11 protein-coding genes are annotated in these 14,469 nt (G+C 65.8%); 5 read left to right on the forward strand and 6 right to left on the reverse strand.

What is annotated here, in order from left to right; translation table 11 throughout:
- The first annotated feature begins 213 nt into the window (after positions 1 to 213).
- From typA to ACT7DK_RS00660, 5 genes are all read left to right on the forward strand, one after another.
- Positions 214 to 2,040 (forward strand): translational GTPase TypA, encoded by a 1,827-nt coding sequence (gene typA / locus ACT7DK_RS00640; RefSeq protein WP_445395309.1) that lies wholly within the window; start codon positions 214 to 216, stop codon positions 2,038 to 2,040.
- Positions 2,041 to 2,176: 136 nt separating this feature from the next.
- A complete protein-coding gene (locus ACT7DK_RS00645) occupies positions 2,177 to 3,079 on the forward strand; it encodes a virulence factor BrkB family protein (RefSeq protein ID WP_445395311.1) in 903 nt (300 codons plus the stop codon).
- A complete protein-coding gene (gene pip, locus ACT7DK_RS00650; protein ID WP_445395313.1) occupies positions 3,079 to 4,038 on the forward strand; it encodes a prolyl aminopeptidase in 960 nt (319 codons plus the stop codon). The genes ACT7DK_RS00645 and pip overlap by 1 nt, the downstream gene beginning before the upstream one ends.
- Entirely contained in the window at positions 4,035 to 4,472 is a 438-nt protein-coding gene (dtd, locus tag ACT7DK_RS00655) for a D-aminoacyl-tRNA deacylase (protein WP_445395315.1), read from the forward strand. The genes pip and dtd overlap by 4 nt, the downstream gene beginning before the upstream one ends.
- 65 nt (positions 4,473 to 4,537) lie before the next feature.
- Positions 4,538 to 5,428, forward strand: a complete 891-nt coding sequence (locus ACT7DK_RS00660) for a bifunctional GNAT family N-acetyltransferase/hotdog fold thioesterase (RefSeq protein WP_445395317.1) — start codon at positions 4,538 to 4,540, stop codon at positions 5,426 to 5,428.
- A gap of 98 nt (positions 5,429 to 5,526) precedes the next feature.
- Here the strand turns inward: ACT7DK_RS00660 and ACT7DK_RS00665 are convergent, their stop codons facing one another.
- From ACT7DK_RS00665 to ACT7DK_RS00690, 6 genes are all read right to left on the reverse strand, one after another.
- Positions 5,527 to 7,563, reverse strand: coding sequence for an AsmA-like C-terminal region-containing protein (locus ACT7DK_RS00665; protein ID WP_445395319.1), 2,037 nt, complete (start codon positions 7,561 to 7,563; stop codon positions 5,527 to 5,529).
- Positions 7,564 to 7,630: 67 nt separating this feature from the next.
- Complete coding sequence (gene recG, locus ACT7DK_RS00670; protein WP_445395321.1) at positions 7,631 to 9,703, reverse strand: ATP-dependent DNA helicase RecG; 2,073 nt, start codon at positions 9,701 to 9,703, stop codon at positions 7,631 to 7,633.
- Positions 9,704 to 9,798: 95 nt separating this feature from the next.
- On the reverse strand, positions 9,799 to 11,148 hold the full coding sequence (gene pssA / locus ACT7DK_RS00675) for a CDP-diacylglycerol--serine O-phosphatidyltransferase (protein WP_445395323.1): 1,350 nt from the start codon (positions 11,146 to 11,148) through the stop codon (positions 9,799 to 9,801).
- A 145-nt stretch (positions 11,149 to 11,293) separates the two neighbouring features.
- On the reverse strand, positions 11,294 to 13,084 hold the full coding sequence (locus ACT7DK_RS00680; protein ID WP_445395325.1) for an aminopeptidase P family protein: 1,791 nt from the start codon (positions 13,082 to 13,084) through the stop codon (positions 11,294 to 11,296).
- A 123-nt stretch (positions 13,085 to 13,207) separates the two neighbouring features.
- Positions 13,208 to 14,116 (reverse strand): DMT family transporter, encoded by a 909-nt coding sequence (locus ACT7DK_RS00685; protein WP_445395327.1) that lies wholly within the window; start codon positions 14,114 to 14,116, stop codon positions 13,208 to 13,210.
- 75 nt (positions 14,117 to 14,191) lie between these two features.
- Positions 14,192 to 14,410, reverse strand: coding sequence for a hypothetical protein (locus ACT7DK_RS00690; protein ID WP_445395329.1), 219 nt, complete (start codon positions 14,408 to 14,410; stop codon positions 14,192 to 14,194).
- Between the last annotated feature and the right edge of the window lie 59 nt (positions 14,411 to 14,469).

Below are 14,469 nucleotides of genomic sequence, written 5' to 3' on the forward strand. Positions count from 1 at the left end.
CCATGGCAGGGCCACCAAAGGTTGTTTTGCACCGTGTTGGTGCGGTAATGGATCTTTTTGGTGCATCCTGTCATTGGTACCCACCATCATGGTGCATCGGTTGCCCCTTGGGAAGCCGCCCCGCAGTAATTTTCAAATCTGCTAGGCAGATCCGGGGCGGCCGAGTAAAATGACCGACCATTTTTTACCCACCCCGGTATTTTTGAGGCAGGAATGTTAGAAAATCTACGTAATATCGCCATCATCGCGCACGTTGACCATGGCAAAACCACCCTGGTGGACAAGCTGCTGCAGCAGTCCGGCACCCTGGAAACCCGTGGTGAAGCCGAAGAGCGGGTCATGGACTCCAACGATCTCGAGCGGGAACGCGGCATTACCATTCTTGCCAAGAATACCGCCATCCGCTGGACGTCGCCCGAGGGCCAGGAATACCGTATCAACATCGTCGACACTCCCGGACACGCCGACTTCGGTGGTGAGGTAGAGCGGGTGATGTCGATGGTGGATTCGGTGCTGCTGCTGGTGGACGCCCAGGAAGGCCCCATGCCGCAAACCCGTTTCGTGACCCAGAAGGCGTTCGCCCAGGGTCTCAAGCCGATCGTGGTGATCAACAAGGTCGACAAGCCCGGCGCCCGCGCCGACTGGGTGATGGATCAGGTGTTCGATCTGTTCGACAACCTGGGTGCCACCGACGACCAGCTCGACTTCCAGGTGGTTTATGCCTCCGGCCTGAACGGCTGGGCCTCGCTCGACGCCGACAGCCCGGCCGAGGACATGACCGCCCTGTTCCAGACCATAGTGGATCAGGTGCCGCCGCCCGACGCGGATCTGGACGGCTCGCTGCAGATGCAGATCTCCCAGCTCGACTACTCCTCCTACGTGGGCGTCATCGGCATCGGCCGCATCAAGCGCGGCACCGTCAAGGTCAACCAGCAGGTGACCGTGGTGGGCGCCGACGGCAAGACCCGCAACGGCAAGGTCGGCCAGGTGATGGGGTATCTGGGCCTCAAGCGTCATGAAGTGACCGAAGGCAATGCCGGCGACATCGTGGCCATCACCGGCCTGGGTGAACTGAAAATCTCCGACACCGTCTGTGCCCAGGGCGCGGTCGAGGCGCTGCCGCCGCTGTCGGTGGACGAGCCCACCGTGACCATGACCTTCCAGGTCAATACCTCGCCCTTTGCCGGCAAGGACGGCAAGTTCGTCACCTCGCGCAACATCCTGGAGCGGCTGCAGCAGGAGCTGGTGCACAACGTGGCGCTGCGGGTGGAAGAAACCGGCGATCCCGACAAGTTCCGGGTATCCGGCCGGGGCGAACTGCACCTGGGGATCCTGATCGAGAACATGCGCCGGGAAGGCTTCGAACTGGCCGTATCCCGTCCCGAGGTGATCCTGAAGGAAGAGAATGGTGTCAAAATGGAGCCTTTCGAAACCCTTACCATCGACGTGGAAGAGAGCAGCCAGGGCTCGGTGATGGAGAAACTGGGCGAGCGCAAGGCCGAGATGACCAACATGGTGCCGGACGGCAAGGGCCGGGTGCGCATCGATTTCATCATTCCGGCGCGCGGCCTGATCGGCTTCCAGACCGAGTTCATGACCCTGACCTCGGGCTCCGGCCTGATGTACCACAGCTTCGATCATTACGGTCCGCACAAGGGCGGCAACATCGGCCAGCGCATCAACGGTGTGCTGATCGCCAACGCCACCGGCAAGGCCCTGGCCTATGCCCTGTTCAACCTGCAGGAACGCGGCCGCCTCTTTATCGAGCATGCCACCGAGGTGTATGAGGGCATGGTGATCGGTATCCACAACCGTTCCAATGACCTGACCGTGAACTGCCTCAAGGGCAAGCAGCTGACCAACATCCGTGCCGCCGGCACCGATGAGGCGCTGACCCTGGTGCCGCCGATCAAGATGAGCCTGGAGCAGGCCCTGGAGTTCATCGATGACGACGAACTGGTGGAAGTGACCCCCAACAACATCCGCATCCGCAAGAAACTGCTGACCGAGAACGACCGCAAGCGCGCCAGCCGCGCCTGATGGCAGCAATTGCAATAAAACAGGGCGCTGCGGCGCCCTTTTTCGTCCCTGCCTCCGGCCGGTGTATCTCCGACTGGCACTGCCCCCGCCTGATTTGCCACAATACCCCTTTGTTTTCAGCGAAACAGGATCATCCATGAGCAAGGTTGTCGCGCGTATCGCCCACCGCCTGCGTTTTATCCGGGACCATGGCCTCGACTTCGGCCGCTTCGTATGGAAGCGGGCCCAGCAGGACCGGCTGACGGTCACCGCCGGTTACCTGGCCTATATCACCCTGCTGTCGCTGGTGCCGATGATCGCCGTGGTGTTCGCCATGATGTCGGCCTTCCCCATGTTCGCCGAGCTGCGGGATACCATCCAGAATTTCGTGTTCGCCAACTTCGTGCCCGCCGCCGGCGACGTGGTGCAGCAGCATATCCAGGGCTTCGTGGACAACGCCTCGCGCATGACGGCGGTGGGAGTGGCGGCGCTGGCGGTGACCGCCATGCTGTTGATTTCCGCCATCGATCAGAATTTCAACCATATCTGGCGGGTCACTCAGCAGCGGCGCTGGTCGGTGGCCTTTTCCACCTACTGGATGATTCTGACCCTGGGCCCCATCCTGGCCGGTGCCAGCCTGGCGGCGAGCTCCTACGTGACCTCGATGCGTTTCTTCCAGGGGGACGACTTCCTCGGCCTGGGGGCCTGGCTGCTGAGTGCGCTGCCGTTCTTTTTGTCCACCCTGATGTTCGTGGTGTTCTACATGGTGGTGCCCAATACCCGGGTGCGCTTCAGCCATGCCATCTGTGGCGCCCTGGTGGCGGCGATCCTGTTCGAGCTGGCCAAGCGCGGCTTCGCCCTCTACATCACCCGCTTTCCGTCTTACGAAGCCATCTACGGCACCCTGGCCACCATTCCCATCCTGTTCGTCTGGGTCTACCTGAGCTGGCTGATTTCCCTGCTGGGGGCGGAGCTGACCGCCAGCCTCGGTGACTACGAGCACAGCCTGGGGCTAAGCTTTAAGGCAGACGACAGCGACCCGCAAGAGGACAAGGCCTGATGCGAACCCTGTATCCCCCCATTGCCGCCAACCGGCAGCAGTGGCTGCAGGTGTCCGAGCGACACCGGCTCTATGTGGAAGAAAGCGGCAATCCGCTCGGCATACCGGTGGTGCTGGTACACGGCGGCCCCGGGGCCGGCACCAGCCCGGAGCACCGGCGCTTCTTCGATCCCGAACGTTACCGCATCATACTGTTCGACCAGCGCGGCGCCGGGCAGTCAGAGCCCCATGCGGAGCTGGCCGACAACCACACCCAGGCGTTGATCGCCGACATGGAGCAGCTTCGCGAACACCTGGGCGTGGAGTCCTGGTTGCTGTTCGGTGGCTCCTGGGGCTCGACCCTGGCCCTGTGCTACGCCATCGCCCATCCCGAACGGGTGCTGGGACTGGTGCTGCGCGGCCTCTTCCTGGGACGGGAGCAGGATCTGCACTGGCTCTACCAGCCCGAAGGCGGTGCCGCCCAGCTGTTTCCCGATTATTACCGGGACTTTCTTACCCCCCTGGACGGCGATGCCCGCCACCTGCTGAGCCGCTACTACCGGCTGTTGACCAGCCACAACGAGCTGGCCCGGCTCAATGCCGCCCGGGCCTGGGCGGTGTGGGAAGGGCGGATCAGCACCCTGTTGCCCCGACCCGATGCGGAAAACCACTACGGCGAGGCCCACAGTGCCCTGGCGCTGGCGCGTATCGAGTGTCATTACTTTGTAAATCACTGTTTTGTTGAAGAAAATCATATCATCAGGGGGCTGGAGCGGATCCGACACCTGCCGGCGGTGCTGGTGCACGGCCGTTACGATGCCATCTGCAAGCCCGCCGCCGCCCTCAGCCTGAGCGAGCACTGGCCCGGATTGGTGCTGCAAATTGTGCCCGGGGCCGGACATTCCGCCTTCGAACCGGGTATCATAGACGCCCTGGTGAAAGCCACCGATCATATGGCGAAGGAGTTAATACAGGCATGATAGCCCTGATCCAGAGAGTCAGCTCGGCCTCGGTGACCGTGGCCGGCGAACGGGTGGGCGCCATCGGCCCGGGCCTGCTGGTGCTGCTCGGTGTCGAGCGGGACGATGACCAGGCCAAGGCCGACAAACTGCTGAACAAGGTGCTGAGCTACCGGGTGTTCGGCGACGAGCAGGGCAGGATGAACCTCAACCTGCGCCAGGCCGGGGGCAGCCTGCTGGTGGTGTCCCAGTTCACCCTGGCGGCGGACACCAACAGCGGCCTGCGGCCCAGCTTCTCCCGGGGGGCGGCACCGGCACAGGCCGAGCGCTGGTACGACTATTTCGTGATGGCGGCGCGGGATCAGGGGGTGGTCACCGAGTCGGGGCGTTTCGCCGCCGACATGCAGGTGAGCCTGACCAACGACGGCCCCGTCACCTTCTGGCTGCAGGTCTGAGCCAAATTGCACTCTGCCGCGGCAAGCGGCAAGATATCCGAAGATAACCATAACAGGAGCAGACCATGTATCGTGTGGTCACCCCGCAAACGGAAGCGGAACTTGAAGCCTATTACCAACTGCGCTGGCAGCTGCTGCGCAAACCCTGGCAGCAGCCCAAGGGATCGGAACGGGACGAGTTCGACGAATACGCCCACCACCGCATGATGGTGGACAAGGACGGCAAGCTGGTGGCCGTGGGCCGCCTCTATGTGAGCGGCGACGAGGCCCAGATCCGCTTTATGGCGGTGATCCCCGAGTGCCGGGACAAGGGCCTGGGCACCCGCATGGTGCAGGCCCTGGAGCAGGTGGCCCGCCAGGAAGGGGTGCGCCGGCTGGTGATGAACGCCCGGGAGGAGGCGGTGGCTTTCTACGGTCGCTGCGGCTTCACCGTGGTGGGCGAGGGGCCCATCAGCTTCGGCAAGATACCGCACCGGCAGATGATCAAGGCGCTCACCCCCATCCACCAGATCCGCCACTGTCCCGAGCTGTGCGACGAGCTGCAGCGCCAGTGGCACAGGCGCATCCCCATCAGCGAGAAGATGGGCATCAAGATCACCCAGTACACCGGCAGCAAGTTCAAGACCAAGGCCAACCTGACCGCCAACCTCAACCTGCACGAGTCCATGTTCGCCGGCAGCATCTACAGCCAGTGCGTGCTTACCGGCTGGGGCCTGATCTGGCTGCAGATGCAGGAATACGGCGTGAGCGGCGACATCGTTCAGGGCAGCGGCGAGATCAAGTACCTGACCCCGGTGTGGGACGAGCCTACCGCCGAGGTGCAGGGCCGGCTGCGTGAACAGCTGCTGCCGCTGAAAAACGGTGAGCGGGTGCGGGTGGAGCTGAACGTGACCCTGTACAGCGGCGATACCAAGGCCGCCACCTTCAGCGGCCGCTATGTGATACTGCCGCACTAAAGCTGGAAGCGATAAGCCGGAAGCTGGATGTTATGCTCCAGCTTCCAGCTTCCAGCTTCCGGCTTCCGGCTTCCGGCTTCCAGCTTCCAGCTTCCAGCTTACGGCTCCTGTGGCAGGTTACGCACCGCCTCGGTCAGCCGGCCGGGCAGGCCGGCGGCGGGGTAGGGAACGGGGCCGCGGTACCAGGGCTGGCAGGGCTCGGCCAGCGCCGGCTGGTGCAGCCGGAGTTTGGGCGCCCGCCAGCTTTCTTCCAGGCGGATGGCCAGCTCCCGGCAGCCCTGGTCGTTTATCGCCCCCAGCTCCAGATCCCAGCCGCCCGTCAGGTCCAGGCTGCCCCGCAGGGCCAGCAGGTGGCGCACGCTTTGCGCGGCGCTGCCATCCAGCCGCCAGCGACCCTGGCGGACCGGCCCCTTCAGTTCGGCACGATAGATAAAACCGTCGTGCTGCTCCAGATCCAGGATGGCCAGCGCCGGGTCCACGCCCCTGGGTTCGCTGTAATCCTCGCCGAGGCGGCGCCGGAGCCAGTCGTCCAGCCCCAGCCGCTCCACGAAGATATCCTCGCCCTCGAGGCGCAGCTCGCCGTCCCAGCTGGCGCGGTTGTGGAGTTCGCCGCCGAGTTCGGCCGACAGGTTCAGCCGGCCGGAGAAGCCGCGCTCCTTGCGCAGCCAGCTGCTCAGCCGGCGCAGGGCCAGCTCCTGTGCCGCCAGCCGCAGGCGGGCCTGGTGCGGCGGATAGATCGCCAGGCTGCCCTCGAGGCGGACCCGGCCGTCGAGGAATTCGCCGGCGAGCTCGTCCACCGTCAGCCGGGTATCATCCAGCCGGGCCTTGAAGCCGCCCTGGCGGCTGATCAGGCTGTCGTAGGCCCACTCGCTCCAGCCGCCTTCCAGCCGGGCCTGCTCGCTGAGCGGGCGCCACTGCTCGGCGGACCAGGCCAGGTCGGCAACGAACAGCTGGCCCCCGTGCAGGGACAGGGGCAGATCGGGATCCATGGACAGCAGCTCGGCCTGGCTCAGGTTCAGCTTGTGGATGCGCAGATCGGGCACCGGCCAGTGCATGTCGGGCAGCCATTCCAGCTTGCTGCCCGTCAGTTGCAGGTTGTCGATATCCAGCCGGCCCTGCTGCGGAAACCAGCCCAGCTCGGCCTCCAGGCTGCCCTGGTAGGCCTTGCCCTGCAGGCTGAGCCCCAGCCGCTCCCGGGTGCCGAGCAACTGGCCTTGGTGGGCGTCGATCCGCAACCAGTCCAGTACCGCCTCGTCGGCCTGCCAGTCGCCCCGGGCTTCGGGCAGGCCCTGTCCCTGCCATTCCACATAGCGGAAGTCGCCGTCGATGCCATTGGCGGTGAGCCAGGGGCTGGTGATGCTCAGGTCCTGGAGGTTGGCACGGTTGAGCAGCAGGGTCCAGCCCTCGGGCAGCACCGGTGCCTGGTCGAACTGCAGCTGGGTGTGGCTGAACTGGGGCTCGTTCAGGATCAGCTCCCGGCCGGCCGGATCCAGGCTGAGGCTGGCCTCGAACAGGCCGTCGAACAGCCGGCTGCGCAGGCTGTCGAGCTGCAGCCGGCCGCGGTGGATGCGGCCTTCCAGGCCGATGCGGGACATCTCCAGCCAGGGGTGGGACAGCTGGCGGACCTGGCCGCTCAGGGTCATGTCGGACCACCAGCGCCACTGCCCGTCGTGCCTGGGCTGCCAGCCGTTCAGCTTGAGGTTGACGCCCCGGGCTTCCCAGCCGTCCCAAGCCAGGGTCAGGTTCTTGGTGTTGAGCTCGTCGACGGTGATGGTGGCCAGGTTGTCCGGCAGGGCCGCCAGCTCGGTGGCCCGGTCGAGTCGGATCCGGCCGTCGTTCAGGTCGAGCACGGCGATGCGGGTCTGGCCCGCCAGAGGCGACAGCCGCGCGAGCTCCAGGTAGAGCTGTCTGGCCTGGAACCAGTCGCCCAGGCGCACGTCTTCCGCCAGCAGCTTGTAGGGATGCAGGGGGTTGAACTCCAGCCGGCCGATGGAGATATCCAGTTCGGTGTGTTCGTTAAGCCATTCCAGTACCGGTTTTTTCAGTTGGTTGGCATCGAAAAAGCTGAGCAGCAGCCAGCCGGCGGCTCCCAGCAGCAACAGGGCGAGCAACAGCTTCCTGGCCAGCTTTCTCATGGAACATTCCTTAAAAATCCGGGACTTGTATCATACATCGCTTGAGCCTGGGCGGAAATGTCCCGGCTCACACCTTGCCGTAATGATCACGCAGGCCGAGCCAGCGACGGATCAGCGGATCCACCAGTCCGGGATGGCGGTCGGCCAGGTAACGGGCCAGCCGTTGCACCTCGGGCAGCAGCGCCTGATCCCGCACCAGGTCGGCAATCCTGAGGTCGGCCAGGCCGGTCTGGCGGGTGCCGAGCAGCTCGCCCGGGCCGCGGATTTCCAGGTCCTTCTGGGCGATGACGAAGCCGTCGTTGGTGTCGCGCAACACCCCCAGCCGCTGGCCGGCGGTCTTGGTGAGGGGCGCGTGGTAGAGCAGCACGCAGTGGGAGGCCGTCGCCCCCCGGCCGACCCGGCCGCGCAGCTGGTGCAGCTGGGCCAGGCCGAGGCGTTCGGGGTTTTCGATGATCATCAGCGAGGCGTTGGGCACGTCCACCCCCACCTCGATGACGGTGGTGGCCACCAACAGGTCGATATCACCGTCCTTGAAAGCGGCCATCACCGCCTGCTTCTCCGCCGCCTTCATGCGGCCGTGCACCAGCCCTACCTTCAGCTCCGGCAACTGGGCGGTCAGTTCGCTGGCGGTGTCTTCCGCCGCCTGGCATTCCAGTACCTCCGACTCCTCGATCAGGGTGCAGACCCAGTAGGCCTGGCGGCCCTGCTCCCGGCACACCTGCCGCACCCGGGCCACCACCTCGTCGCGGCGGCCGTCGGGGATGGCCACGGTGGTGACCGGGGTACGGCCCGGCGGCAGCTCGTCGATGACGGAGGTGTCCAGATCCGCGTAGGCGGTCATCGCCAGGGTACGGGGAATGGGGGTGGCGGTCATGATCAACTGGTGCGGGTAATAATCGCCCTGGCTGCCCTTCTCGCGCAGGGCCAGGCGCTGGTGCACCCCGAAGCGGTGCTGCTCGTCGATGATCACCAGCTCCAGGGCGTTGAACCGTACCTGCTCCTGGAACAGGGCGTGGGTGCCGACCACCATGGCCAGCTCGCCGTTGGCGAGCCGCTCCAGCTGCTCGGCCCTGGCCTTGCCCTTGACCTTGCCCGCCAGCCAGCCCACCTGGATGCCGAGCGGCGCCAGCCAGGCGGCGAAGTTGTTGGCGTGCTGCTCGGCCAGCAACTCGGTGGGTGCCATCAGCGCCACCTGGCCCTGGTTGCCGATCACCTGCAGCGCCGCCAGCGCCGCCACCAGGGTCTTGCCCGAGCCCACGTCGCCCTGCACCAGCCGCATCATGGGCACGGTTTTCTGCAGATCGGCGCCGATCTCCGCCATCACCCGGCGCTGGGCGCCGGTGGGAGCGAAGGGCAACTGGCCGAGAAAGCGGTCGAGCAGCGGTTGTGGACAGGGCAGCGGCCGGGCGCGATGGGCCTGGCTCTGCTCCCGTACCTTGAGCACCGACAGGTTGTGGGCCAGCAGCTCTTCCAGCACCAGCCGGCGCTGGGCCGGATGCTGGCCCTGCTCGAGCTGGGACAGGGCGACGTCGGGCGGCGGCCGGTGCAGCAGGCGCACCGCTTCGTTCAGGCCGAGCTGGCGGTGGTAGAGGCCCTCGGGCAGCAGCTCCCGCAGCGGTTGCTGTTCGAGCAGGGCCAGGGCCTGATCGCTGAGCTGGCGCAGGGTCAGCTGGCGCAGCCCTTCGGTGGTGCCGTACACCGGGGTCAGGCTGGTCTCGGCGGTGATGGGCTGCTCGCCCTGCTGCAGGCTGTATTCCGGGTGGATGATCTCCAGGCCGTGGTGACCGGGGCGGATTTCGCCGAAGGCGCGGATGTGGGTACCGGCGGCGAGGCTGTTCTTCTGGGCGGCGGCGAAGTTGAAGAAGCGCAGGGTCAGGGTGCCGCTGGGGTCCCGCAACCGGCAGATCAGCATGCGCTTGCGGCCGTAGCTGATGTGGTTGTCGACGATCTCGCCCAGCACCGAAACGTGCATGCCCGGCCTGAGTTCGGCGATGGGCAGGACACGGGTACGATCCTCGTAGCGCAGGGGCAGGTGGAACAGCAGATCCTGCACCGTCTCCAAGCCCAGGCGGTGCAGCTTCTCCAGCATCTTGTCGCCCACTCCCTTGAGCAGGCTGAGGGACATGTGGTCCAGATTCATGGCGGGCCCGTACTGTAAATATTTACAGAGGATAGCAACAAGAGCCGGAAGCTGGAAGATGAACGGGGCCGGCTTCCGGCTTCCGGCTTTCAGCCTCAGAGCAGCCGCTTCAGCAGCACATTGGCGCGGGTGCGGGCGACCCGCTTCAGCAGCTTCTGTACCGGGGCCGGGTAGTCTTCCAGTTCCTCGATCTCGGAGAAGTGCTCCAGCCGCCGGCAGTGTTCCAGGATATTGGCCTGCTCCGCCTCGAAGCGGGCGCGCAACAACCGCTCCGGATCCTGCAGCAACAGGCCGTTTTCCAGGTCCAGGCCCCAGGCGCGGGGGTTGAGGTTGTTGCCGGTGATCATCGTGAGGTCGTCGTCCACGAACAGCCCCTTGAGGTGGTAGGAGTTGCGCTCGTGGTGCCAGAGCATGATGTTGAGCCGGCCCTGGTAGATGTAGGTCTGGTTGGCACGGGCGAAGCGGCGCAGGTTGGTCTCGTACAGGTAGGGCAGGCCGCCTATGGTGCGGAAGGCTTCCTCCGGCGGAATGTAGAAGTCGTTGGCGGTTTTGTCGCCGATCACCAGGGTGACTTCCACCCCCTTCTTCAGCAGTGCCCGGAGATCCTTGGCCAGGGGCTTGGGCAGGTTGAAGTAGGGGGTACAGATGAACAGCTTCTCCCGGGTGCCGCGCAGCAGGTGGCGGATGGCGCGGTTGAGCCGGTTGCCGAACTTGCCCAGGCCCGCCAGGGGGGTGACGGCCACCTGGCCGGCACGGCGGGTGACGTCGTCGAATTCGTAGCGGGCCCGGCGTATCTGCTGCTTGAAGTGGCGGAGGGCATGGCGCAGCTGGCGGGCGCGGGGAATGCCGGGCCGGCTCAGCAGTGGCACCGCCGGGTTGTCGCCGAACAGCCGGTCGACATAGTCGACCATGCAGTCCGCCAGCCTGGCGTCGGTGAGCTGGTGGTAGCGGTCGAAGCGGTACCTGTCCTGCTGGTGCAGGTAGATGTCGTTGAGGCTGGCGCCGGAATAGAGCACCACGTCGTCGAACACGAAGCCCTTGAGGTGCAGCACCCCCAGCAGTTCCCGGCCCTTGACCGGCACCCCGTAGACCGGGATGGGGTGCTCATGGCGGGCGGCGAATTCCTGGTACATCAGGTGGTTGCCGCCCTGGCCCTGGTGACCGATAAGCCCCCGCTGGGCGCGGTGAAAGTCCACATAGAGGCGCACGTCCAGCGCCGGATTGGCCTGTTTGGCCCGGTAGAGGGCGCCGAGGATTTCCCGGCCGGCCTCGTCGTCCTGCAGGTAGAGGGCCACCAGGTAGATGCGGGTCCGGGCAGAGGCGATCAGCTCCAGCAGCCGTTGCTTGAAGGCCCGGGCGGAGTACAGCACCTCCACCCGGTCGGCATCCACCGCCAGGGTGGGCAGTTGTGCCAGCAGTGTTCGGTAGTAATTGGCTAGTGGCATAGAAAAACCCGATTGATAAGGTTGCCGCTTAAGACAGTACTCAAACGACAAAATTCGGGGCAGTGTACCGAATTTTGAGGAAGGGCGGCAAATTACCGACGCTAGAAGCTGGAAGCTTCCGGCTTCTAGCTCCGGCGCAATGCCCTTACAGCGGCCGGGTGGCCTGCTCCAGCCAGGCCAGATCGTCCCCGGCGAGGCGGGGGCTGACTTTTTCCCACACCTGGGCGTGGTAGTGGTTCAGCCATTGCACCTGCTTGGGCTCGAGCCAGGCCAGGTCGAGCAGGCGGCGGTCGAAGGGCACCCAGGTGAGGTTTTCGAACTCGAACACCGGGATGTCGCCGTCGGTGTCGGCCGGGCGCACCACCTCGAGGTTTTCGCAGCGGATGCCGAAGGCGCCTTCCCGGTAGTAGCCGGGCTCGTTGGAGACGATCATGCCGGTGGTGAGCGGCACCATGCTGCCCTTGGGCGAAATGCGCTGGGGTCCCTCGTGCACGCTGAGGAAGTGGCCCACGCCGTGGCCGGTGCCATGGTCGAAGTTGTAACCCTGCTGCCACAGGGGCAGGCGCGCCAGGGCGTCCAGCTGCAGGCCGCCGGTGCCGGCGGGGAAGCGGGCGCAGGCCAGGTCGATATGGCCGCGCAGCACCAGGGTGAACAGCTTGCGCATCTCGGCGTCGGGCTCGGCCACCGCCACGGTGCGGGTGATGTCGGTGGTGCCGTCCAGGTACTGGCCGCCCGAGTCCACCAGGTAGATGGCGTCCTGTCCCAGCCGGCGCGGGCTGCCGTTGCTGTGCCGGTAGTGGCACATGGCGGCGTTGGGGCCCAGGGCGGAGATGGTGCCGAAGCTCGGCTCCACGAATTCGGGCAGCTCGGCGCGGAAGGCCTCCAGCCGGTCGGCCAGGGTGCCTTCGTCTTCCCGCTCCGGGTGGGGCTCGGCCAGGCGCCGGTCCAGCCAGGCCAGGAAGCGGCACACCGCCACGGCATCGCGCAGGTGGGCGGCGCGACTGCCGTGCACCTCCACCGGGTTCTTGCAGGCCTTGGGCAGCATGCAGGGGTCCTCGGCCAGCACCAGCTCGGCGCCGGCCTGCTCCAGCACCAGGGCGCTCCAGGCGTTGGCGGTGGCGGGGTCGAGCTGGACCCGGGCGCCGTTGGCGCCGAGGGTGGCCAGCGCCTGCTCCAGCTCGGCCATGGGGGCGAGGGTAACGTCCTTGCCGCTGTGGCCGGCCAGATCCAGGCCCTCGAACTTGGCGGGGTCGGCGAACAGCTGCACGGCACCGTTCTGGTGCAGCAGGGCGAAGCTCAGTACCGCCGGCAGGCAGGGGATGTCGCGGCCGCGGATGTTGAGCAGCCAGTTGATGGGCTCGGCCTGGGTCAGCAACTGGGCGTCCACCCCCCTGGCCTTGAGGGTTTCGGCGATGCGGTGGCGCTTGGCTTCGCTATGCTGGCCGCTGTATTCCTGGTCGAGCAGCAGGGCGGGGCGGCGTTCCGGCGCCGGCCGGTCGTGCCAGTGCCGGTCGATGGGGTTCTGCGCCAGCGGCACCAGGGTGATGTCTTTTTCCGCCAACCTGGCTTCGGCCGCCCGGTGCCAGCCCCGGCTGTGCAGTTTGGGGTCGAAGCCGACCCGGCTGCCCGCCTGCAGTTGTTCCGCTATCCAGTCGAGGAAGGGTTCGTTGACCAGGTGATGGAACTCGAACAGCGCCGGATCGCACTGGTGGCGCACCTGCACCGTGTAGCGGCCGTCCACGAACACCGCCGCCTTGTCGGCCAGCACCACGGCGGCGCCGGCGGAGCCGTTGAAGCCGCTGATCCAGTCCAGGCGTTCGGCATGGGGCGGTATGTACTCGCCCAGGTGCTCGTCGTCGTGGGGCACGATAAAGGCGTCCAGGCCCTGTTGCTTCAGGCTGTCCCGGACGGCGGCAAGGCGAGTGGCATAAGTCATGGCGGTTCCTTAACGCGAAGTGAATAGTTGCTTGATGGGCTGGCCCGCCGGCACCGGCCGGGCCGGGGTTTTTCAGGGAGCCCGGTTCATCCGAAATCGTACAGGGTTTGCTGTCCGTTCACTCTACTTCGCCCGGGATGGCTTGGCAAACCGGGGGCCGAGCCGGAGCTGCTGGATCAGCAGGGCCGCCACTATCATCACCAGCCCCACCACGGTGGCCGGGTAGATGGCCTCGCCCACCAGAAAACGCAGCAGCAGCAGGGAGGCGAAGGGGGAGATGAAGATCAGGTTGGAGATGCGGGCGGTGTTCTCCGCGTGTTTCATGGCCAGCAGCCACATCACGAAGGCGAAACCCATCTCGAACAGGCCCACGTAGATGGCGCCGACCCAGCCCTGCCAGGCGCTGAGGGCAAAGTCCGACCACAGGGCGGTGGCCAGCGCGATGAAGGGCAGGGCCAGCAGGAAGCTCAGGGTCAGTGCCACCAGGGCATCGCCCTGGCTACGGGTGTTAAGTATCCAGTAACCGGCCCAGATCACCGTGGACACCAGCGCCAGGGCCACCCCCAGGGGATCCTCGAAGTCCAGGCCGAGCAGGTCGCCCCGGGTGGCGATGACCATGGCACCCAGGTAGCCGAGCACGATGGCCACCCAGTCCTGGCCGCGGATCTTCTGGCCGAGGAAGGGCACCGCCAGCAGGGTGAGGGTGATGGCCCAGGTGTAGTTGAGGGTCTGCGCCTGCTGGGCCGGCAGCCGGTCGTAGGCCTGGAACAGGATCAGATAATAGAGCGCCGGGTTGAGCAGCCCCAGCAGCAGGTAGTAGCCGGGCCGGTCGCGCAGATAGCGGCCCAGGTACCTCAGCTTGCCCTGCACCGCCAGCAGGCCGAGCAGCAGCACCAGCGAGGTGGCGGTGGCCACCAGCAGCAGCTGGGCCGGAGAGAAGTAGCCGAGGGAGAGCTTGAAGGCGGTGGCCACGGTGGACCAGCAGGCCACGGCCCCCAGTCCGAACAGGTAGGCTTTTTTCTGATCTTTCATCTTGTGGGCGGGTCCGCGGGAGACTCAAGCCCCCAGTGTAGGTAATTAATGTCGGCAGGAGAAGAGGCGGCGCTTTCAGCCTTGGCCGGGATCTTTGGCCATGTCCTCGAAGGGACGGAGTTTTTCCCGCTCCAGCACCAGCTCCTCCAGGGTGTTTATCCGCTCGCGGAACTGCCGGTTGTCCGCCTCCAGCGTCCGCAGCCGCTCTTCCAGTTCCCCCTGGGCCCGGCCCTGGTTGATCAGCAGCGAGGTGATCAGCAGCCCCGCCCCCAACAGCAGTATCCACAGCAGCATGTCGCCCCCTTGGTTTGAAAAGGTCAGCTTACTATGTCAAGGGAGGCAAGAGAAAGGAA

The sequence above is a fragment of the Zobellella sp. An-6 genome, from assembly GCF_052487945.1.

Excerpts from the sequence above, each read along its gene's own strand:
- typA (WP_445395309.1), top strand. The coding sequence starts at position 214 with ATGTTAGAAAATCTACGTAATATCGCCATCATCGCGCACGTTGACCAT.
- ACT7DK_RS00660 (WP_445395317.1), top strand. The coding sequence starts at position 4,538 with ATGTATCGTGTGGTCACCCCGCAAACGGAAGCGGAACTTGAAGCCTAT.
- pip (WP_445395313.1), top strand. The coding sequence starts at position 3,079 with ATGCGAACCCTGTATCCCCCCATTGCCGCCAACCGGCAGCAGTGGCTG.
- ACT7DK_RS00645 (WP_445395311.1), top strand. The coding sequence starts at position 2,177 with ATGAGCAAGGTTGTCGCGCGTATCGCCCACCGCCTGCGTTTTATCCGG.
- ACT7DK_RS00680 (WP_445395325.1), bottom strand. The coding sequence starts at position 13,084 with ATGACTTATGCCACTCGCCTTGCCGCCGTCCGGGACAGCCTGAAGCAA.
- ACT7DK_RS00685 (WP_445395327.1), bottom strand. The coding sequence starts at position 14,116 with ATGAAAGATCAGAAAAAAGCCTACCTGTTCGGACTGGGGGCCGTGGCC.
- ACT7DK_RS00690 (WP_445395329.1), bottom strand. The coding sequence starts at position 14,410 with ATGCTGCTGTGGATACTGCTGTTGGGGGCGGGGCTGCTGATCACCTCG.
- pssA (WP_445395323.1), bottom strand. The coding sequence starts at position 11,148 with ATGCCACTAGCCAATTACTACCGAACACTGCTGGCACAACTGCCCACC.
- ACT7DK_RS00665 (WP_445395319.1), bottom strand. The coding sequence starts at position 7,563 with ATGAGAAAGCTGGCCAGGAAGCTGTTGCTCGCCCTGTTGCTGCTGGGA.
- dtd (WP_445395315.1), top strand. The coding sequence starts at position 4,035 with ATGATAGCCCTGATCCAGAGAGTCAGCTCGGCCTCGGTGACCGTGGCC.
- recG (WP_445395321.1), bottom strand. The coding sequence starts at position 9,703 with ATGAATCTGGACCACATGTCCCTCAGCCTGCTCAAGGGAGTGGGCGAC.